General features: G+C 67.1%; 19 protein-coding genes. 8 read left to right on the forward strand and 11 right to left on the reverse strand.

The features are described 5' to 3' along the window. Positions 1 to 92: 92 nt before the first annotated feature. The 4 genes from OHB21_RS21945 (at position 93) to OHB21_RS21960 (ending at position 4,259) form a co-directional block, all read left to right on the forward strand. Entirely contained in the window at positions 93 to 728 is a 636-nt protein-coding gene (locus OHB21_RS21945; protein ID WP_328435815.1) for a hypothetical protein, read from the forward strand. Between the two features lie 544 nt (positions 729 to 1,272). After that, positions 1,273 to 2,817, forward strand: a complete 1,545-nt coding sequence (locus OHB21_RS21950) for a hypothetical protein (protein ID WP_328435817.1) — start codon at positions 1,273 to 1,275, stop codon at positions 2,815 to 2,817. Further along, the gene (locus tag OHB21_RS21955) at positions 2,789 to 3,061 is read left to right on the forward strand and encodes a hypothetical protein (RefSeq protein ID WP_328435819.1); all 273 of its coding nucleotides are present in this window, start codon (positions 2,789 to 2,791) and stop codon (positions 3,059 to 3,061) included. The genes OHB21_RS21950 and OHB21_RS21955 overlap by 29 nt, the downstream gene beginning before the upstream one ends. A gap of 139 nt (positions 3,062 to 3,200) precedes the next feature. Next, a complete protein-coding gene (locus OHB21_RS21960; protein WP_328435820.1) occupies positions 3,201 to 4,259 on the forward strand; it encodes a dTDP-glucose 4,6-dehydratase in 1,059 nt (352 codons plus the stop codon). On the opposite strand, the gene OHB21_RS21965 is transcribed toward OHB21_RS21960, so the two are convergent. The 5 genes from OHB21_RS21965 to OHB21_RS21985 are packed head-to-tail and all read right to left on the reverse strand — an operon-like array spanning position 4,256 to position 9,924. Continuing rightward, positions 4,256 to 5,056: a class I SAM-dependent methyltransferase gene (locus OHB21_RS21965; RefSeq protein ID WP_328435822.1), complete on the reverse strand. Its 801-nt coding sequence runs from the start codon at positions 5,054 to 5,056 to the stop codon at positions 4,256 to 4,258. The genes OHB21_RS21960 and OHB21_RS21965 overlap by 4 nt on opposite strands. A gap of 6 nt (positions 5,057 to 5,062) precedes the next feature. Next, on the reverse strand, positions 5,063 to 6,682 hold the full coding sequence (locus tag OHB21_RS21970) for a carbamoyltransferase family protein (protein ID WP_328435823.1): 1,620 nt from the start codon (positions 6,680 to 6,682) through the stop codon (positions 5,063 to 5,065). A 6-nt stretch (positions 6,683 to 6,688) separates the two neighbouring features. After that, positions 6,689 to 7,639 (reverse strand): NAD-dependent epimerase/dehydratase family protein, encoded by a 951-nt coding sequence (locus OHB21_RS21975; protein ID WP_328435825.1) that lies wholly within the window; start codon positions 7,637 to 7,639, stop codon positions 6,689 to 6,691. Between the two features lie 6 nt (positions 7,640 to 7,645). Continuing rightward, positions 7,646 to 8,734, reverse strand: a complete 1,089-nt coding sequence (locus tag OHB21_RS21980) for a DegT/DnrJ/EryC1/StrS family aminotransferase (protein ID WP_328435826.1) — start codon at positions 8,732 to 8,734, stop codon at positions 7,646 to 7,648. After that, positions 8,731 to 9,924 (reverse strand): NAD(P)/FAD-dependent oxidoreductase, encoded by a 1,194-nt coding sequence (locus OHB21_RS21985; RefSeq protein WP_328435828.1) that lies wholly within the window; start codon positions 9,922 to 9,924, stop codon positions 8,731 to 8,733. Before OHB21_RS21985 ends, OHB21_RS21980 begins: the two co-directional genes overlap by 4 nt. 256 nt (positions 9,925 to 10,180) lie before the next feature. Between OHB21_RS21985 and OHB21_RS21990 the strand changes: the two genes are divergently transcribed. The 3 genes from OHB21_RS21990 to OHB21_RS37585 are packed head-to-tail and all read left to right on the forward strand — an operon-like array spanning position 10,181 to position 12,152. Further along, the gene (locus OHB21_RS21990; protein WP_328435830.1) at positions 10,181 to 11,500 is read left to right on the forward strand and encodes a helix-turn-helix transcriptional regulator; all 1,320 of its coding nucleotides are present in this window, start codon (positions 10,181 to 10,183) and stop codon (positions 11,498 to 11,500) included. Next, on the forward strand, positions 11,497 to 11,961 hold the full coding sequence (locus OHB21_RS21995) for an HAD family hydrolase (protein ID WP_328435832.1): 465 nt from the start codon (positions 11,497 to 11,499) through the stop codon (positions 11,959 to 11,961). Before OHB21_RS21990 ends, OHB21_RS21995 begins: the two co-directional genes overlap by 4 nt. A 17-nt stretch (positions 11,962 to 11,978) precedes the next feature. Next, complete coding sequence (locus OHB21_RS37585) at positions 11,979 to 12,152, forward strand: hypothetical protein (RefSeq protein ID WP_407675002.1); 174 nt, start codon at positions 11,979 to 11,981, stop codon at positions 12,150 to 12,152. 50 nt (positions 12,153 to 12,202) lie between these two features. Here the strand turns inward: OHB21_RS37585 and OHB21_RS22000 are convergent, their stop codons facing one another. The 3 genes from OHB21_RS22000 to OHB21_RS22010 all read right to left on the reverse strand — a co-directional run bounded on the left by OHB21_RS22000 (position 12,203) and on the right by OHB21_RS22010 (position 14,099). Continuing rightward, positions 12,203 to 12,430, reverse strand: a complete 228-nt coding sequence (locus OHB21_RS22000; RefSeq protein WP_328435834.1) for a hypothetical protein — start codon at positions 12,428 to 12,430, stop codon at positions 12,203 to 12,205. Between the two features lie 87 nt (positions 12,431 to 12,517). Further along, positions 12,518 to 13,171 (reverse strand): nuclease-related domain-containing protein, encoded by a 654-nt coding sequence (locus tag OHB21_RS22005; RefSeq protein WP_328435836.1) that lies wholly within the window; start codon positions 13,169 to 13,171, stop codon positions 12,518 to 12,520. Between the two features lie 202 nt (positions 13,172 to 13,373). Then, the gene (locus OHB21_RS22010) at positions 13,374 to 14,099 is read right to left on the reverse strand and encodes a hypothetical protein (RefSeq protein WP_328435838.1); all 726 of its coding nucleotides are present in this window, start codon (positions 14,097 to 14,099) and stop codon (positions 13,374 to 13,376) included. A 328-nt stretch (positions 14,100 to 14,427) separates the two neighbouring features. Between OHB21_RS22010 and OHB21_RS22015 the strand changes: the two genes are divergently transcribed. Further along, the gene (locus OHB21_RS22015; RefSeq protein WP_328435840.1) at positions 14,428 to 14,835 is read left to right on the forward strand and encodes a hypothetical protein; all 408 of its coding nucleotides are present in this window, start codon (positions 14,428 to 14,430) and stop codon (positions 14,833 to 14,835) included. On the opposite strand, the gene OHB21_RS22020 is transcribed toward OHB21_RS22015, so the two are convergent. The 3 genes from OHB21_RS22020 to OHB21_RS22030 are packed head-to-tail and all read right to left on the reverse strand — an operon-like array spanning position 14,798 to position 18,784. Beyond that, positions 14,798 to 16,126 carry an AAA domain-containing protein gene (locus OHB21_RS22020; protein ID WP_328435841.1) on the reverse strand — a complete coding sequence of 443 codons (1,329 nt, stop codon included), beginning with the start codon at positions 16,124 to 16,126 and terminating at the stop codon, positions 14,798 to 14,800. The two genes, OHB21_RS22015 and OHB21_RS22020, sit on opposite strands and share 38 nt — an antisense overlap. Further along, positions 16,116 to 17,642, reverse strand: coding sequence for a hypothetical protein (locus tag OHB21_RS22025; RefSeq protein ID WP_067509180.1), 1,527 nt, complete (start codon positions 17,640 to 17,642; stop codon positions 16,116 to 16,118). Before OHB21_RS22025 ends, OHB21_RS22020 begins: the two co-directional genes overlap by 11 nt. Beyond that, positions 17,642 to 18,784: a hypothetical protein gene (locus OHB21_RS22030; RefSeq protein WP_195142851.1), complete on the reverse strand. Its 1,143-nt coding sequence runs from the start codon at positions 18,782 to 18,784 to the stop codon at positions 17,642 to 17,644. Before OHB21_RS22030 ends, OHB21_RS22025 begins: the two co-directional genes overlap by 1 nt. Positions 18,785 to 18,791: the final 7 nt, after the last annotated feature.

An 18,791-nucleotide genomic window follows, 5' to 3' on the forward strand; every position in this document is an offset into this window, starting at 1 on the left:
CTGATTAGCGGGGGAACCTCACGTGTGTGGCCGAGCTGTACATTGCGATTCCTTGGCACAACCTTTGCATCTATCGTTCGAGGTAGGTAGCTATGACGATCAACACCAGGTATCTCGCGCTGTCCAATTCGGTGTCGAACCATGCACCGCTGCAGAGCAACTCGCAAGCCCAGTCGGCGTTTGCGCTGGTTGCTGCGGGAGCGCACCATGTTGGGTTCGCTCTGGTCGCTGTCGGTCTGGCGAACTGGGGCGCCGAGCCCGACGGCCACACCGAGATGCAGGCACGGGTGGCAAACCAGCAGTTCGACACACTGTCCCTGGCACCCATCAGCTTTGCTGCGGCCTCGGCCGTGAGCAGCGTGGACGTTTGCGCTGCCGCCGCCTACCGGTTCTGTATAGGAGCTCCCCAGGGCAACGAGTTCGATCTGAGGAGATTGGAGCAGCTGATCGACAAGTCCGATGATGGCCGCGTGTTGCGCTCGAACCTCGAATCTTGGGTGCAGGCCGTATCAGCCGACGGCGACTATGCAGAGCTGAAAGCTGCCCGGAACCGCATGGTCCACAAGGACATGCCCAGCAGTTCGGTGGTGGGTTCAGGACCTGGTCGCACAATGTACCCAGTTGGTGGGGCCTTGGTGACTCCAGAGGTTGTGACCAGGCGGTTCTCAGACTTCGCGATCCGCCACTATGAGCATTTTGTGGACGCCGTACTCGCTGACTTCGTGTAGTGGCGGCGGTCGGCGATTTCTATCGGTGCAGGGGTGGATGCTGCGATGTGCGAGTGGCTCGTCACAGATGCCATTGGGCTGGTCATGCAGTCGCGTCAACAGGGCGCGGCCCTTCGCATTTGAAGGTCGGGCATGTGCTGGCCGCTTTGAAGAAGGCGGGCGCCGAGCAGCTCGCATGGCCGCGCTGCTGTGATTGCGACCGCGAGATCGTGACCCTCACCAGTCGGCGCGGTGGGCTGTGGGCCTGTGCTCCGTGTTCGCGCCCGATCGGTGCGTGCGCCGTCTGCGGACATACGCGCAGGTTCGGTGGACGGGACCGCCAGGGGGATCCGGTGTGCAGGCCGTGCCGAGGAACTATCCCCGATCCGAGCGCCGAGGTGATCGCTCTCGTCCTGGCACGTCATCCCGAGTTGAACGCTCAGATCGTCCGGTCGGCGCTGGAGAGCTGTTCGGCTGTCGCTGGTGTCCGGCAAAGGATGGCCTGGGCGGTACTCGACCGCCCCGACCTGCTGACCGGCCGAGGCGCGGGGCACCCGTTCCCACGGTGCTCAGGTTCATCGACGCCCTCGTCGCCGCGGGGGCGACGACGGTCGTGCGGCCCGGTTGCCCGCACTGCGGACTCGTCCGCGCGCTCGATCAGACCGTGGACGGACTGCGGGTCTGTGGCCTGTGCATGAACAAGTCCAGGATCGCCGAATGCGGGCAGTGCGGGGATCCGGGCAAGCTGAACTATCGCAACGACGCCGGTGTGCTGGTGTGCAACCGCTGCCGCTACGCCGATCCTGTCAGCCGCGACAAGTGCATTCGGTGCGGGCGGTGGCGAATAGTGAACGTCCGCACCGGCGAAGGCCCACTGTGCGGCACCTGCGTACCCCGCGCCGACCAGGAATGCAGCATCTGCGGAGCGGTCCGCCGGTGCGAGATGTCCCGAGCGACCGGACGGCCGTGGTGTGAGCGCTGCCAAGGGTCGTACTGCCGGTGCAGCTCGTGCGGCCTGATCGCTCCGCTGCGCGGTGGCACGACGGCCGCGCCGCTGTGCGCGCGGTGCGTCAACCCGGACCCCGAGTTCTGGGGCCGTTGTCCGGGTTGTCGGACCACCTGGCAGTTCGGCAGACGGCTGTGCCAACGATGCGCGGTCGATCGGAAGTTGTGCACACTGCTCGGATCGACCCCCACCGGACTGCCCGGCACCTTCGTGCCGTTGCGGGACGCTTTGGTTGCCGTCGACCGACCTGACCATGCGCGGGGCTGGCTGGCGAAACCGGAAGTCCGGCGACTGCTCACCGCGATCGGCTCCGCGCAACATCCCCTCACGCACGAACTCCTCGACGAGCTCGGCGGTGGCAAGGCACTCGACTACCTGCGTGCGGTCCTGGTCAGCAGCGGCGTGCTACCCGATCGCGACGAGACGCTGAGCAGACTCGAACGGTGGGTTGACACGGCTCTCGCGCAGCGAGACAACCTCGACGAGCGACGAATTCTGCACGGTTACGCGGTGTGGCATCACCTGCGTCGGCTCCGCGCTCGTGTGAAGGATCGACCGGCCACCGTGCTGCAGGAATGGCACGTGCGCACCCGTGTGACCGGGGCGGTCCAGCTACTGGACTTTCTCGGCGAGCGGGGCAAGACCCTCGCCGGCTGCGCCCAGGCCGAATGGGACGACTTTCTGGCGAATGTTGCGACCTATCCCGAGGATTCGGCGGCCTTCGTCCGGTGGGCGGTGAAGAACAAGCACGCCTCGGGGCTGGAGGCCCCAGCCCGGCGATGGGTCGGCCCGGCCGGGCCGCGCGACGAACAAGCGCGCTGGCAGACCGCGCGGCGGCTGATGCACGACGACGGACTGACCCTCGGCCAGCGGGTGGCCGGGCTACTGCTGGTGCTTTGCGCCCAGCACCCGAGCACCATCACCAGGCTGACCGTCGATCACGTCGACCACCGCAACGACCGGGTGACGCTTCGACTCGGCACGGTGCCGATCACGCTGCCCCCGCCTCTGGACGCGCTGATGGTCGAGCTGATCGACACCAGACGCGGCAACACCCTGCTGCACACCCCGGGACGTGGCTGTTTCCCGGACGGAACCTGGTAAGCCGATCAGCGCCTGCGGTCTGGCCCTCGAACTGCGCGCCATCGGCGTCCAACCGCGCCAGCACCGCAACATCGCACTGTTCGCCCTCGCGGGCGAGCTACCCGCCGCGGTGCTGGCGCGGATGCTCGGAATCCACATCTCGGTCGCCGTCCAGTGGCAACGCGCCAGCGGCGGTGACTGGAACGCCTACGCGGCAGACGTCGCGAAACGGCCTGCTCGCCCAAATCCATCGCCGCAACACTGAACAGGGCTCAGCTACGTAGCGCTCCATTCACCTCACGAGTCGACACATACGCAGGCGCTCCCCAGAGCAGCAGGTTCAGCTAGAGAGTGCGCACCTGCGCACTCTCACCTTCGGTGGGTCTGGGCTAGGCTGGGCAGCCATGTCCGTCTACCTCGTGACCGGCGCCGCGGGTTTCATCGGCGCGAACTATGTACATCACCTGCTGGAGTGGGAGCCGGACGCTCAGGTGGTGGCGGTGGACTACATCGGCTTCGCCGGCAACCTGGCGAACCTCGCCCCGGTGATCGATCGCATCGTGTTCGAGAAGGCCGATATCGCCGACCTCGAGGTGATGGAAGCCCTCTATCGTCGGCACCGGCCGGACTTCGTGGTGAACTTCGCCGCCGAAAGCCACAATGACCGCGCGATTCTGGGGCCGTCATCGTTCATGCGCAGCAACGCCCTGGGCGCGCAGGTGATGGCCGAGTGCAGCCGTCTGGTGCCGGTCCGCTCGCATGTGCACGTTTCCACGATCGAGGTGTACGGGGAGCTGGCCGAGGGAGACAAGTGGTTCACCGAGCGGTCCGCGTTGAACGCGAAAACACCGTACTCGGCGGCGAAGGCGGCCGGTGATCAGATGGTGCGCGCCTACATGCAGACCTACCCGGAGCTGAATATCCGGATGACGCACTGCGCCAACAACTATGGCCCGTTCCAGCTGCCGGAGAAGCTGATCCCCCTCGCGGTGACGAACGTGCTGCGAGGCAAGAAGGTACCGGTCTACGGGGACGGGTTGCAGAGCCGGGATTGGCTGCATGTGGCCGATCACTGTGCCGCGGTGCACCGGGTGCTGCACGCCGAACTCGACCCGATCCCGGCCGCGGCGGCGACCGACCCCGGGCTGCTGCCGATCTTCGATGTGTCCGCCCGCTGGGAGGTCACCAATATCGACATCGCCGCCAGGGTGGTCACCGCGCTCGGGCTGAATCCGGACGAATGGATCGAGCACATCCCGGATCGGCCGAACCACGATCGCCGCTATCTGATCAACCCGGACAAGATCGAGTCCCAGCTGGGCTGGGCGCCGACCCGCGACTTCGCGACCGGCATCGCCGAGACCGTCGCCTGGTATGCCGAGCACCGCTCATGGTGGGAGCAGATCATCGCGGACAAGGGCGAGCTGGGCTTCGACTGGAGCCAGGGCGCCACGACACGTTAGCTGTCGGCGGTCAACACGGTGTAACCCTTCGGGTCACGCCATGGTCCGCCGTGGCGGGCGAACCAGTCCCGTACCTCGATGGCGACGCCGTGCGCGATCTGCGGCCGGTGCGGTGAGTCCTCGGGGACGCCGCACGCGAACCGGGCGAGCACGTCCGCGTAGGGCAGCATGTTCTCGGGAGTGGGAAAGACCAGGGCGTTGTCCCGCCTCCATACGGTGACGTGCCCGAACTCGATGCGCATCAACGCGGCGGCGGCATCGACATCCAATGGTTGAGCTGTATTCGGGGCGGTAGCCCAGATCTGAGTCGCCGGGCGCGCCAGGAACCCGTACAGCCCGGCGTGTTCGGCGACGAGGGCGCGGAGCCGGGGCGCGGTGGCGGTATGGTTGAGGGTGACCGCGACCTGGCCACCGGCGCGGGTCACCCGATGCATTTCCGCCAGCCCGGCGGCCGGATCGGCCAGGTAGTACAGCAGGTGCATGGCGGTCGCACGATCGAAATCGGCATCGGGAAACGGCAGACACACCGCGTCGGCGTGGACGGCCTGCACGGTATCGAGCAGGGTGAGCGCAGCGACGGCGGCGGGGCGGATATCGGTTCCGGCGAGGGCGCCGCGATGTCCGCCGTCGCGGAGGGTGCTCAGGAAATGTCCTGTACCGCACCCGATATCGACGATTCGTTCGTTGCCTGTGAGCGCCAAGGCTGTGCGGACATCGGTGCCGAGATCGAAGTGATGCTCGGAGTAGCGCGTGTGGGTGGCGATCTGTTCGGCCAGTAGCCCCAGCGGCTCGGACATGGGCATTCACCGCCAGCTGTCGGGTTTGGTGACGATGTGCGATCCGATCACCATGGCATCGGCCGGGCAGGAGAAGAAGAACGCCAGTGCCTGAGCCGGGTCGGCGATGATCGGTTCCCATCCGGAGTTCAGGCTGGTGTTCAGCACCGCGGGAATCCCGGTGCGTGCATGGAACCGTTCGATCAGCCGCCGGTACATCTCTGAGCCAGGCGGCACAGTCTGCGGGCGGCTGCTGCCGTCGACGTGCGTGGCCGCCACGATCGGGCCGGGATCAGCGGTGGGCAGGGTGAAGGACATGAATGGTGCGCGAATATCGCTGCGGCCGAACAAGTCCTGGACATGTTCGGCCATCACTGAGGGCCCGAAGGGGCGGAACTCTTCGCGCCGCTTGATGCGGTTGACCCTTTCCCGCATCGCCGCGGTGGACGGGTCGGCCAACAGCGAGCGTGCACCCAGGGCGCGCGGCCCGTACTCCATGCGTCCCTGGAACCAGGCCACGATCGCGCCCTGTGCGAGGAGTTCGGCGGCACTGTCGGCGGGATCCTGGGTGACGGTGGAGCCGATCGCGCAGTCCCGTAGGACAGCGGCGATGTCCGGCTCGGTGAAGGCCGGTCCGAGCTGGGTGTTCTCGAGCCGGTCGGGGCGGTGGCCGTGGGCGGCGGCGATGACCAGAGCCGCGCCGAGAGCGGTGCCGGCGTCGCCGCACGCGGGTGCGGCGTAGATATCGGCGAACCCGGCGTGGCTCAGGAGTTTGCCGACGGCGACGGAGTTCTCCATGACACCTCCGGCCACGCACAGGTGCGTGTCATCGGGTTGTCGGTGGCGCTGGACCAAAGCGTGCACGGCGGTCTCGATGACGGCCTGGGCGGTAGCGGCCACATTGGCGTGCTCGACGGTCAGCCGGTCACCGGGCACGCGCCGGGCCGGGAAGCCGGGCAGGGCGTCGGCGGCGATCATGGGCAGCTGGTCGGTGTGGAACAGCGGATGGCGGTGGAAGACCTCGCGGTGCAGCAGGGTTGTGTTCAGGTGCGGGAGCCCGGCATCCACAGCCATCAGCGGTTGGCGGGGGTAGGGCGTGCCGTGGGCGGCCAGGCCCATGACCTTGTATTCGTCGTGGCTGCTGCGATAGCCGAGGTATTGGGTCATCGCGGCGGCGTACAGGCCGATGGAGTCGGGGAACGGAACCGTTTCGATCGGGGTGAGTTTGCCTGCGGCGGCACGGAATACGGCCGCGCAGATGCCGTCACCTGCTTGATCGGCGGTCACCACCAGCGAGGTGTCGAACCCGGAGATCAGGTACGCCGAGGCCGCGTGGGCGAGGTGGTGATCGACGTACTCGACCTCGGGTGCGTGCCCGAACTGGTACCACAAGTACGCCTCGAATCGGGGGGCGAAGTCGAGCCAGGTGGCGCGCGGGAACGCGATCACATCCACCTCCCGCATGCCGATTCCGGCGGCGTTGAGCACGTACCGGATCGCGTGATCGGGCATGAGGCCCACGGCGTGCTTGTAGCGCACGAACCGTTCTTCCTCGGCCGCGGCGACGATACGGCCATCGTGCAGCAGCACCGCGGCGGCGTCGTGGTCGGCGCGACCGAATGTTCCATGAATCCCGAGCACGTACATCGGATGTCACTCCTGGCTGGTGATGGCGGATTGGCGGTAAGCGGTGATGGTGCGGTCCAGGCCGTCGCGCAATCCGATCCTCGGGGCCCACTCGAAGGCGTCGCGGGCCTTGGCCGCAGTGGTGATCTGGCGCGGCGGATCACCGCGGCGGGCCGGGGCGAAGTCGATGCCGGTGCCGGGGTGGGCGATGGTGTCGATGATGTGACGGACCAGGGATTCGACGGTCTCCTCGGTGCCGGTGCCGATGTTGAACACCTCGCCGTGGACGGCGTCGCGGTCGGTAAGAGCCGCGGCGGCGAGCAGGTCGCACACGTCCTCGACGTGGATCCAGTCGCGGCGTGCGCTGCCGTCGCCGTAGACGATGATGCGCTGCCCGGCCAGGGCGCGGGTGATCGCGACCGGCACCAGCCAGCCGGGATGCTGGTTCGGGCCGTAGATCGTGACCGGCCGGAACACGACCGCGGGCAGCGCATCGCTGGCGTGGAACGCGCACAAGTACGCCTCGAACGACGCCTTCGCCGCGGCGTACACGGTGGTCGGGCGGACCGGCGCGGTCTCGATGAGGTCCCCAGAGTCGTTGATGCCGTACACATCCGCGCTCGACAAGAACAGCAACCGGCCGATCCGGGCGTCGACGAGGGCACGCAGATATCCGATCGGGTCGTCGGCGACCCCGGTTTGCGGGTGGTCGGTGGTGTTCACCTCGGCGGCGAGGTGGATCACCACATCGCCCGGTCCGGCCAGGCGCGCTATCAGGCCCGGGGTGTAGATCGACGCGTGCTCGAACCGCACCCGAGGATCGGCCAGGATCTCGGGTGCGATCTTCTGTACTCCGTACAGCATCGGATCGACCAATATCAGCTGTGTGTAGCCGGAGAAGGCCGGGTCGGTGTGGATGCGGCGCAGCAGGTTGACGCCGATGAATCCGGCAGCGCCGGGAATGATGATGTTGGGCAACGCAGTTCACCTCTCGAGGCAGGTGTTGATGGTGTCGATGACCCGTTCGACGACCTCGTCGGTCATGGCACGCCACAGCGGCAGGCACAGATGGCGGGCGGCGAATTCGTCGGCGACCGGGAACCGGTCACCCACATTCAGCCCAGAGAACACAGGCTGAGTGTGCAGCGGCTGCTCGTAGACGCCGCGAGCCAGCTCGACCCCGGCCGCGAACACTCTGTTCCGCAACTGTTTCCGGTCGATGCCGGGGTTGAGGATCGCGATGGCCTTGTGGCCGCTGAGCTGCCCGTGCAGGGCCGGAAATGTGAGCGCTGGGCCGGACAAGGTGTCGCTGTAGCGGTCGATGACCGCGCGCCGCCGGAGCAGGTCGCGATCGAGGTGAGCGAGTTGGGTGGTCCCTAGCGCGGCGCCGAGTTCGGTCATCCGCCAGCTGCCGCCAGCGACGATGTGACGGCCGTGACGGTCTTTGCCCTGGTTACGGTACAGGCGCGCCATCGCGTCCAGATCCGGGTCGTCGGTGGTGATCACCCCGCCTTCACCGGTCGTGACGACCTTGGTGGCGAAGAACGAGAATGCGCCCGCCTGCCCGAGTCCTCCGGCCGGGCGGTCGGCGAGGGTGGAGCCGTGCGCGTGGGCGGCGTCCTCGATCAACGGCACCCCCGTCCGCTGGCACCACGCCATGATCGCGGGCAGGTCCGGACTGAGGTACCCGCCGATGTGCACGACCACGACCGCACCGACGTCGGGGGTGAGCCGATGCTCGAGATCAGCCAGCCCCGGGTACAGGCCCGCGTCGTACAGTTCGACCCGCGCTCCGGCCGCGAGCGCGGAGGCAGCAGTAGCGTAGTTGGTGTTGGTCGGCACCAGCACCGTGCGTCCCCGCAGATCCAAGGCCCGGTAGATGATCTCCAGGGCCGTCGCTCCAGAGTTGACCGCGATCGCGTACTTGGTCCCGGCCATCGCTGCGACCGCAGCTTCCAGGGCCTCGGTGTGCGGGCCGAGCACGAATTGCCCCGAGGCCAGGATCTGCTCGATCGCGGCGGAAACGGTGCGGATTTCCTCGTCCGGCAGGGCGGCGGTGAACGGGCCGATCACCGTGTGCTCGCTTCGGTGTGCGCGGTCCACGGTGAGACGTCGACCAGATCGGCGACCTCATCGGGCGCTGCGCTGTGGGAAGGCCGTAGCGCAAGGCGCGGTCCGGTACCGGTGACTGCCGCGGCGGTCGCGCGGGAGGCATGCAAGGCCAGGGTCATCTTGCCGGGCAATACCGTCCACCACCCGCGAATGCCGTCGCGGTCGTGGTGGTCGATGAGCGTGAAGTCCGGTTCGGTGCCCCATTGGTCGCTGCTGCCGCGCAGGTGCTCGGTCTTGCTGCACACCCACCCCACCCCGGCAGCGGTGTCGATCAGACCAGGCCGCAACCAGGTGTCGAGTTCACCGACCAGCTCCGCTGTGTCGCGGGCGGGCACGGGCCAGCGCGCCGGGCCGCGCACGAAGCGTTGCGGCGCACCGTATCTCGACGCCAGTACCGCACCCCCGGCCGCCGACGGGGCAAGGGCGGGCCACCCGAACTCCAACCCGATAATCGCGCACGGCAATTCCCCCGGAAACGCCATCATCATCTCCAGCCGCGAACTCAGCTCGCGGGCGACGACCGACCCCGAACGCTCCAGAATCTCGTGCGTGCCGATCCCGGTGCACACCACCACATTCGCTGCGTCGATGACGCCCGCGGCGGTCTCGACACCACGGACCACGCCATCGTGAGTGACCACGCGCAGCACCGTCGTGCCGACCAGGATCTCGACGCCGCCGGCCACACAGCGGGCAGCCAATTCGCTGATCAACCCATGGGTATCGATCAGCAGCTCCTGCACCGCGATGGCCGCCACCGACCGCGAATCGGGCGTGGCGAGTACCGTGTTGATCTCGCGCACATCCACTTCGCGGTGGGGTATGTCGTAGTGCCGCCACAGGGTGTCGTAGGCGTACATCGTCTCGGGTGTCCCGATGTACCAGCAGGTTTCGGTGTCGGCCAGGAGCGTGGGGAATGACGAGCGGTAGGCGGTCTGTGCTTGACCGCAGGCCCCCACCACCTCCGGGTGCCACCGGGCATACAGTGCCCCGCTGTGCAGCATGCCGTGATTGCGGGTCGTCGATCCGGACCCGAGCAGCGCGGCGTCCACCAACGCCACCGACATTCCGTGCTCGCTCAACCGGGCCGCTGTCATCAGCCCGGCCACACCGCCACCTGCGACGATGCAGTCATATTTTCCTGTGGTCACCGAGATCGCCATAACGTCGCTCCCTTGGTTCGATCGCTCGCCGAGCACCTGACGCCGCCACAGGGGCTGCGAGTCAGCGAAGGGCGACACGTCCCCGCGGTTGCGGCGCTTATGTCCGGTCCGATCGCCTTGTCCCTCGGCCCCGGAGTGGCGTCGTCAGGTGCTGATTCGAGAATCGCTCGGTGACCTGCGTAAATGAAGGCACACGACTTGCACGTTGGTCGTATCCTTCTTGCACGGCAAGCGAGGGCAGGGGATGTCGCACGATCACCCGAACGGATGGACCGGCAGGCACGTATTCGCGCTGCGAGATGCCGCGCTGCGCCTGACGCAAACCGAGTTCGCCGAGCGGGTCGAGATGTCACCGTTCACGATCAGCAAATACGAACGCCTCGGCGAGGGCTTCGTGTTGTCGGGCCGCTACGCGAAGAAGATGGACCAGGCCCTGGCTGGTCTCACCGACGACGAGCGCCGCCGATTCCGGGACGCCCTGGCCGAGGATGATCCAACCATTACTCTGGACCCCGGCATCGACGGTGTCGCAGTGGAGGAGGTCGACCTGGTGGCGCTGGGGCGTCGAGGGTTCCTGCTGGGTATGGGGATCGGCATAGTCCCGGCCGCGCTGACCTCGGGCTGGCTGTCGTCCACCGGGCAGGTCCCGCCCTGGCTGGCCGAGGGGCTGCGGTCCACCGCCGGCACTTATCGCGCCGCGTACCGGATGGCGCCCGCCGCCCAGCTGCTCGGCTCCGCGCACAGCCACATGCGACTGGCGCTGGCCCTGCGCCCGGGCGATCAGCCCGAACCCGCCCGCACCCATCTGCTCACCACGGCCGGGGAAATGGCAGCCTTGGCCGGCATCATCCTCGGTCTCGACCTCGGCGACTGGCGAAACTGCGCCCCCTACCTTCATCTCGCGCAACATTCCGCGCGGGAGAGCGGCAGCACCGAACTCCAGGCGGTCGTGATGGCGTGTCACGCCTTCCAGGCCGCCTACAACACCGAGGGCGACCTGGCGCTCGGACTGGACTACGCCGAGGCCGCCAGAACCATTGCCGCACAAGGAGCCTCATCGACCACGCAGGGATGGGTGGCCGCAGTCGCCTCCGAACGACACGCCGACCTCGGCGATCCCAAGGCCAGCCTGTCCCTGCTCGACGACGCGCGCATCGCCCTCGACGCCGGACCGGTCGAGGCCACCCGCTATTCCGGCATCGGTGCGTTCGACACCGCCAAACTCATCGCCTACGAGGGCAGCAACTACCGGCGTATGGGCGAATTCAACAAGGCAATCAATTTCCTGGATGCCGCTCTGGCGCAACTGGATCCGAGCCTGCACCGCCACCGCGCCACAGCCCTGATCGACCGCGCCGAAGCCCACCGCGACGCGCACCGCATCGACGCCGCGTGTGCCGATACCCGCGCCGCGCTGGCCCTGGTCTCCGTCACCGGGCACACCGGAACCCTGGACCGGGCCGTGGACATCGCCCGCTCGGTCCGCCACACCAAAGCACGAGAGGCCCTGGACCTGTGGAACGACACGCTAGCCGCCAAAGCGGCAGTAACGATGGCGGGATGACAACCTCGGCTCAATATCGTGCTCTGACAGCCGATTTCGGCGGCGTCGTGTCGACCTCGTTCCATGGGGCGTTGCGCGGCTTCTGTATCCGGGAAGGATTGGCTCCCGATGCGCTCGAGCGTGTGTTCTCCCTCGACGGCGGAGCAAAGGGCCTGCTGACCGACCTCGAGTGCGGTGCGATGACCCAGCAACAGGTCGTTGGCCACCTCGCGCCGCTGCTGGGGGTCGATCCTGATCGTCTGCTCGAACGAATCCTCGCCGACCTGGACCTTGAGCATGTGGTGGCCGACGCGATCGGGCAGTTGCGGCGCAACGGAATTCGTGTCGCGGTCCTATCGAATTCCTCGGGTGCCGGATTGTATGACCCGTACCGGCCCTACGACCTCCCGGCTCGTTTCGATGTGGTTGTGCTGTCCCACGAGGTCGGACTCCGAAAGCCCGAGCCAGCCATCTTCAGCTGACTGCCGACCGCCTTGGTGTGGCTCCCCGCGAGTGCGTCTTCGTCGACGACGTCGCGCACTATCTGGAACCGGCACGACAGATGGGGATGGGGACCATCCACGCGGTCGATCCCGAAACCACGGTCACCGAGTTCGTACGGCTGTTCGGAATCGGTCTGGATTCACCACAACGATCAGTGCAGGTGGAATAGGGTGCGGAAACCTCGATACGGCCGATTCGGGCGGCTGGCCCGCGAATTGCTTACCCTGCCAACGGGATGGGATCGGAGACCGCGGTCCAGGTCAGATCCTTGGTCACATTGTCGGGCCTGACGTCCACCAGCACTACTTGTGTGACCTCCAGCGGCGCGAGCAGCGAGTCTGCGGCCTTGCGCAGCAACCGGTTCCAGCGATCGGAACTTTCGTACTGGCCGGTGGGGAGGTTGCAGTAGTGCAGGCTGGCATGCGGCCGGGTTGGGGCCCATGTCACAGCCTCCGGACCTCGCACAGTTCGGATCACCTCCCGGACCCTGCGCTGCACCTCTTCCAACGGCGACGAGCGCGGCCGCTGGCCCGGCTAGGGCGCGCCCGCGAGGTTGGTGTTGCTGGCGGGTTCGGCCAGCGCGGTGGCGATGAGGTCGCGGCGGCCACCGTAGAGGTGCGCGACACCCAGTTGGGTCAGCATCGTGTTGACCTGCTCGGCGCTCCACTGCACCTTGTGACTTTCGAGTCGGTGCAAGTAGTAGCGGAACACGTCGAAGTCCTCGACGATGATGTCGGTCTTCTCCGGGTGGGCGTGAACGTCCAGGGACGGCACCTGTTGGCCGGGTTGCAACATGACCACGACCAGCCCCCAGATGAAGCATCGTCGGTTGGTCACCCGGCTGGCCCAGTTCTTCATCGCCAGGGTGTTGGTTCGGACCTGGTTGATCGGGTTGTGGTCGTAGGTATTGCCGTAGATGTCGGCGGTGCGGCCGTCGTCCATCAGCCAGGGCCCGTTCGGTGGCACGACCAGCGTTCCGTGTTGTTGGCTGCGGAAGCCTTTGATCTCGACCGCGATGCAGCGTTGCCGCGTCCAGATCAGCGCGTCGAGCTGGCGGCTGCGACCACGATGAGGGACGTCGACGTTGAGCAGCACCACGCCGGGCTGGGCGGGGCTCCAGTGAATCCAGTCGGCGAACCGCTGCTCTGCGGTGGATAGCTCGGTGTTCTGGTTGACCAACAACAGCACAGCGACCCCCTACCCTTGCCCGGGTTTTGTCCTCGCCCGGTGTCTGTCTGCCACTATCGGCAAGCCAGTGTGACACGCGGCACTGACAATGTGAAGGTGTTCGCGCGCAATGCTTTCCGATGCGCGACTCGTTGGTGGGCGCTCGTTCGCCCCGCGCGAGATGCCCAGACCGCGACAGGACCACCGGAGGGTGCCGCGTGTATCAAACGACGGTGGTGACGAGTTCGGGTGCGTGGCGGGCGATCTTGTCGAGGGCTTTCGCCGTACGGGCCGAGCGCACCCGTTGCAATACCGGGACAACCGAGGCCCACAGCGCGACCGCGCCACCATCATCGCCGCTCTTCCACTGCGCGAGCCCGGCGTCAGCGCAAGTGAGCGCGTGGACCCGGGCGTGGGTGCCGGGGTTCCAGATCGATGCGCCCAGAGTGAACAGCTGTTGGGCTTGTCGGTGTTCACCGAGCGCGGTGAAGGCTTTCGCGGCCTGGTCGACGACGGTGGCCTTGTTCGGGCACCACATCGCGATCGCGCGAGGTGCGGGCTCGGTGAGATCGGCGGAAATCACTGGATCGGCGCGGCGGAGTACGTCGCGGGCTTGGGCGTGATTGCCGGATTCGGCGTGGCAGCGCGCCAACCCGACCGTGAACAACGCGGCCGCGTCGCCACCGAGTCGGCCGTGCGCGCGCCGGGCTGCTTCTTCGGCGAGGTCGATACTGAAGCGGCGTTGCCGGATATCGACGCCCTGTAGCGCCAACGCCCGCAACACCCACGCCTGCTGCACTGGATCGTTGGCGTGCTCGGCGAGTCGGAGCGCGGCGAGGTAGTAGCGTTGCGCGATGCCGTCCTGGCCCGCGTCATGGGCTTTGAATCCCGCCAGATAGGCCAGCTCGCAAGCCGCAGCGAACGCCTCGAAACGCACACTGAGGTTCACCCCGGGGTAGTGGACACCGACTTGGCAGGATCAGCGATCCTGCTGGAAGGATGTCCTCATGTCTGGGAAACGTTGGTCGTTCACGACTGAGTACAAGGTCGAGGCCGCCCATATACCCGACATCCTGGGCGCCAAGACCCTACGACTGGCCCGAGCTACCCGCAATAGAAGGTAGGTACGAATGGAGCGAAGGCCGCCGCTACCTCGGCCTCGACGTCCTCGCCCGCTCCCGCAACCACGCCGAGCCCACCGACGAACAGGAGGACACCGCAGCCCTGACCGGGACTGTAAAGACAGCGGTGTAACTCCGAAACCAGGGAGTAGCACTGTGACATCTGATGTGGCGGCAGCCGAAGTGGTCGATACTGCTGCGGTGGCCAGGGGTAAGGATGCGAAGACCTCGGCGGTGGACGCCGAGCTGGTGGGCAAGCTGGTGGAGCAGGCCCGCGCTAGCGGGCTGCAGCTCAGCGGCGAAGGCGGGCTGCTGGCGCAGCTGACCAAGATGGTGGTCGAATCTGCTCTCGAGGGCAGACTCGCATCGAAGTGGGTCAACAGGTTCCGCCGTCACGGTGAGGTCGGCCTGCTCGATCGTTCCTGTGCGGGGTGTAGTGGGTTTGTTCATCAGGCAGGATACGCGTGCGCTGGCCCGCTGCCTGCCACTGCCGTGCCCATCGCCTGTATTCCCGTGCGGATGGAGTTCATGCCGGGACTCGATGTCCAGCCAATTTGGCCATGATCACTTGATTCGCTTCCCAGCCGTCGGGAAACTTCGCGGGCACGCCCAGATGCACGGGCTCGGCGGAGGGATGACTGTCGAGCAGGTTCAGAATCCCTTCCCGCGCGACAACGATGCACGCCTGCCGATGCCGGGAGGTGAGCACGCACAACCGTCCGGCTTCGAGGTGGAATGCGGTTGCGTCGCGGCGTCCGGATAGGGGGTGGACCACGATCGTCAGTTCGAATTCGCGGCCCTGCAACCTGTTCGCCGTGTTGACCGCGACCTCGGCTGCGTGCGGGTTGCCGGTGCGATTCAGGGCGAGGCGGACGAGGTCTGCTTGGTCTCGGTGGGCGACGCCGATGGCGATGTCGGTAGCGGACAGTTCGCGGCCGTCTGGGTGGTGTTCGCAGGTGGCGACCGCGCCGCGGTCGAGGACGCGGGCGGCGAGATTCGCTGCGGCCTGGATGGTTTCGCCGTCGGTGCGGGGGACGTGGCGACGTGGGAGTTCGTGGAGGGCCCACCCGGTGGCGAAGGCGGTGGCGAGGGTTTCGTCCAGTTCGGTGTTGCCGAGTGCTCTGGTGCGGAAGTGCATGGATCGGGTATCGGGCCCGGTGCCGGCTGTGAAGGGTGTGAACGGGTAGAACGCATCGGCGATAGTCGGGGCGGCGGTGGCGGGCAGTCGCCAGGACACCGGCAACGTATGGACCGGCGTAGTCGGGTTGTGGTCGAGCATGACCGTCACCCCGTTCACGGTGGGGTCGTGCGGGAGGCCGATCCAGCGTTCGGTGCCGACCATGGTGAACGGGTCCAATTGTCCGGGGTCGCCGACGAACAGTCCGCGATCGAAGCGTTCCACGATCTGCAACAGGGTGTCCGAACGCATCTGGTAGGACTCGTCGAGAATCGCCCACCGGAACCGGCCGTCGCGCACGGTCGCCCATTTGGCGGCTGTGCCGACAACGATTTTGCAGCCGGACAGGTCGGCCAAAGTCTTCCCCACTGTCGACGCCACACCCACAGCACGCGGCGGGGTGTAGGTGCTGCCGGACAGTCGGCCGATCGTCAGGTTCGGGTGTTGGTCGGCCAGGCGCAGGATCATGTCGTCAACCTGATTGTTGGTCTGTGCCACCACGATCGGGCGTTCGTCGTGGTCGAGGAGGTGTCCGGCGGCGCGGACCACCAGGGTGCTCTTTCCGGCGCCGGGCGGGGAGTCCACGACGATGGCTCGGTGGTCGCCGGCCAGGTCGGCCAGGATCGATGTGGTGGCGTGCTCGGCGGCGGCTGCCGCGTTCGTGTAGTCAGTCATCATCGCCCCACTCCTCCGCGGTGGCGTCGTCGGGAACTACGCCGTCGGAGTCCGAGAGGTCGGCGTTGGTGTGGGTCCAGGGGAGGTCTGCCCAGTCCGGGAACACCGGGTCGGGTCGCCAGCCTGGGTTGGGCAGGTAGGCGACGGACCGCCCGAGTTCGGGAATAGCCTCTGGTTTCGGTGTTTTCGCGGTGCCCATGCCGGCGATGACCTCGATAGTGACCACGCTGGCGGAGCTGTCGAGTTCGGTGGACACGATCGTGGCTTTGTGCCCGGCGGGCATGTGGGGGCTGATGAGCTCGGTGCCGTCGGCGAGCCGCGTCGGATCCAAGGTACGGATGGTGACCAGCGGCCTCAGGACTCGCCGGCCCTTGTCGCTGCGTACGACACGGTCGGGTTCGGTATCGATCACTTCTCCGGCGAACGCTTCGCCGATGCTGCGGAGGTCCGCGAGCACGAACGGATCGTCCAGGGCGGCATCGGTCTGGTAGTCCGCCAGCGCGCGCTCGAGCCGAGCCAGCCGCCGGGCCGCAGCGACAGCGCCGTCGCGGGTCGGTTGGGGCAATGCGGTGCCGGAGTCCTGGGCATCGGAGAAGCTGGTGAATCGAGCACAGTCACCGGCGAATCGTTTTGAGGCGCGGGGCGCTTCGGGCAGGCCTCTCAGCAGCGCAATTGCCTCCCACATCATCCGCCATGTCGGTTTGATCTGTTCGTTGATCAGTTCCCGCAGCTCTGTCTGCGCGGCTGCCAGCGCCACAGTGTCACCGGCGGCGCGTGCGGTGTCGAGGTCCTTGATCGCGGGCGCGAGGTGCGTGTTGTCGAAGTACGGATCAGTCGCCGGCCCGGCGGGCGGGCATACCGTCGGGTTCTCCGCGTCGAGCAATGCTTGTTCGACGCTCGTCCCCGGTGGTGGCGCTATCCAGGCCATCAGCGCGGCCAGGTTCTGGTCCTCGAAGCTGCTCTGCCCGGTCGCCCAGTGTTCGGTGAGCAGGTCGGTGACCGACATCAGCATCGAGGTGCCGGCTTGTTCGGCCGAATCGGCCAGGAAGGTCAACCATCGGCCCAGCTCAGGGACACCGTCGGGAACCGGGTAGTCGCCGGTGGTGTCGCGGAACCTGCAGGCGCGGCCCAGGTCGGCCAAGAACTTGATGCCACCGCGGTTCGGAACCAGGATCTGCGGGGCGTCGGTGTAGAACGTCCGCGTCTCACCGCTGCGGGTGCGGCTGTCGTGGCGGTCGATGCGACAGAAGTTGATGTGGCCCATGATTTTTCGGCCCAGGTCTGCGGCGAAGACGAAACGCTGGACCCGGTCACGGGGTTGTCCGACCACGAGCAGCGTCGGCGCGTGTTTGGCGTCGCCCACGATCGCGGCCAGTGGCGCTCCTGCCTCACCCGCCATGGTCAGCGGCACCACCACCAGTGGGCGAGGGGACAGCCGCCGATGCTGGAACTTGGTGATCGCCACTGCTCGCATGCTGTCCATCGCTTCCAGGCGGGCGAGCGCGGACACACGGCTCATCACGCACCTCCGGCGTCGGCGGCGGTCACTTCGCCGCGCAGCCGGGCCGCATGCCGCAACGCAGCGGCGATCTCGACCTGGTCGGGGGCCGGGATCAGTTCACCACGTGCCAGACCCAATGCCATTGTGGCGGTATCGATCCCGCCGAACTGTTCACGCACAGCCGAGCCCAGGACATCCAGGGACGCGCTCTCGCGGGCTCGGGAACGGCAGAAGCGCGCCATCTCGCAATGGCTTAAGCATTCCGGGCGGTAGTTCGCCGGGACTGCCTCCAATGCCTCCACAAGCTTGTCGACCGGGCGTCGCGGCTCACCGTCACTGCCGACTCCCAGGTCGAAGGTCAAGCCTTCCGGGAGCTGGTCGACCAGGTCGACGATCTTCTCAATCCGCCTCAGCTGGCGAGCGAGGTTGCGGACCTGTTTGCACGCGTCGACCGTCGCGCCGACGGCGCGGTTGCTGAAGTTCTTCGGCGCCACCAGCACGACCGTGTCCGCCACCGCGTCCGGTTCGATCCCGTGCTCGGCGAACATCGCGCGCAGCGCGATGATGTACGCGGCGGCCTGAGTCGTCGCCGAGCGCAGCAGCGCCGGGTTCGCCTGCCCGTCGATGATCGGGAAACTCTTGATCTCCACGATGTAGAACTTGCCGCGGACCCGGAAGGCGACGAGGTCCGGTTCGAGGAAGACCGGGTACCCTCCCACGACCAACCGCAACATCGGGTGGTCGAACAGGGTGCCCTCGATCTCACCGCGTGCCACCCCGACGAGCTGCTGGCAGGTCTTGGCGTGGCGGACAGAGGGCGTGGCGTCGCCGGCGACCTCGTTGAGGTCGGCGTGCCCGACCTCTGTCGGGTCGAGTTCCAGCGTCTCGCGCAGAATGCGGAGCAATTCGGCGCCACCGTTCGCCTTGACCATCGCCTCGAACGAGTTGCCGCGGGTGATGGCGAAGACGGACTGCCCGTAGGTGGTCGGGTATCCGGCGTGGGCGGCGATCGCGCTCTTGTCCGAGCCCGACGCGTCCAGGACCGCGCGCAGCGCGCAGCGCGGATTGTTCTCGAGTGCCGCGAGGGATCGAGCGTTGTAGGGCAGGCGGGCCGCGGATCCGCGCAGCACGTCGAGCCTCTTGTCGGGGGCTACCTTCACAGGATTC

Source organism: Nocardia puris (genome assembly GCF_036051655.1).
Lineage (GTDB): Bacteria > Actinomycetota > Actinomycetes > Mycobacteriales > Mycobacteriaceae > Nocardia > Nocardia puris.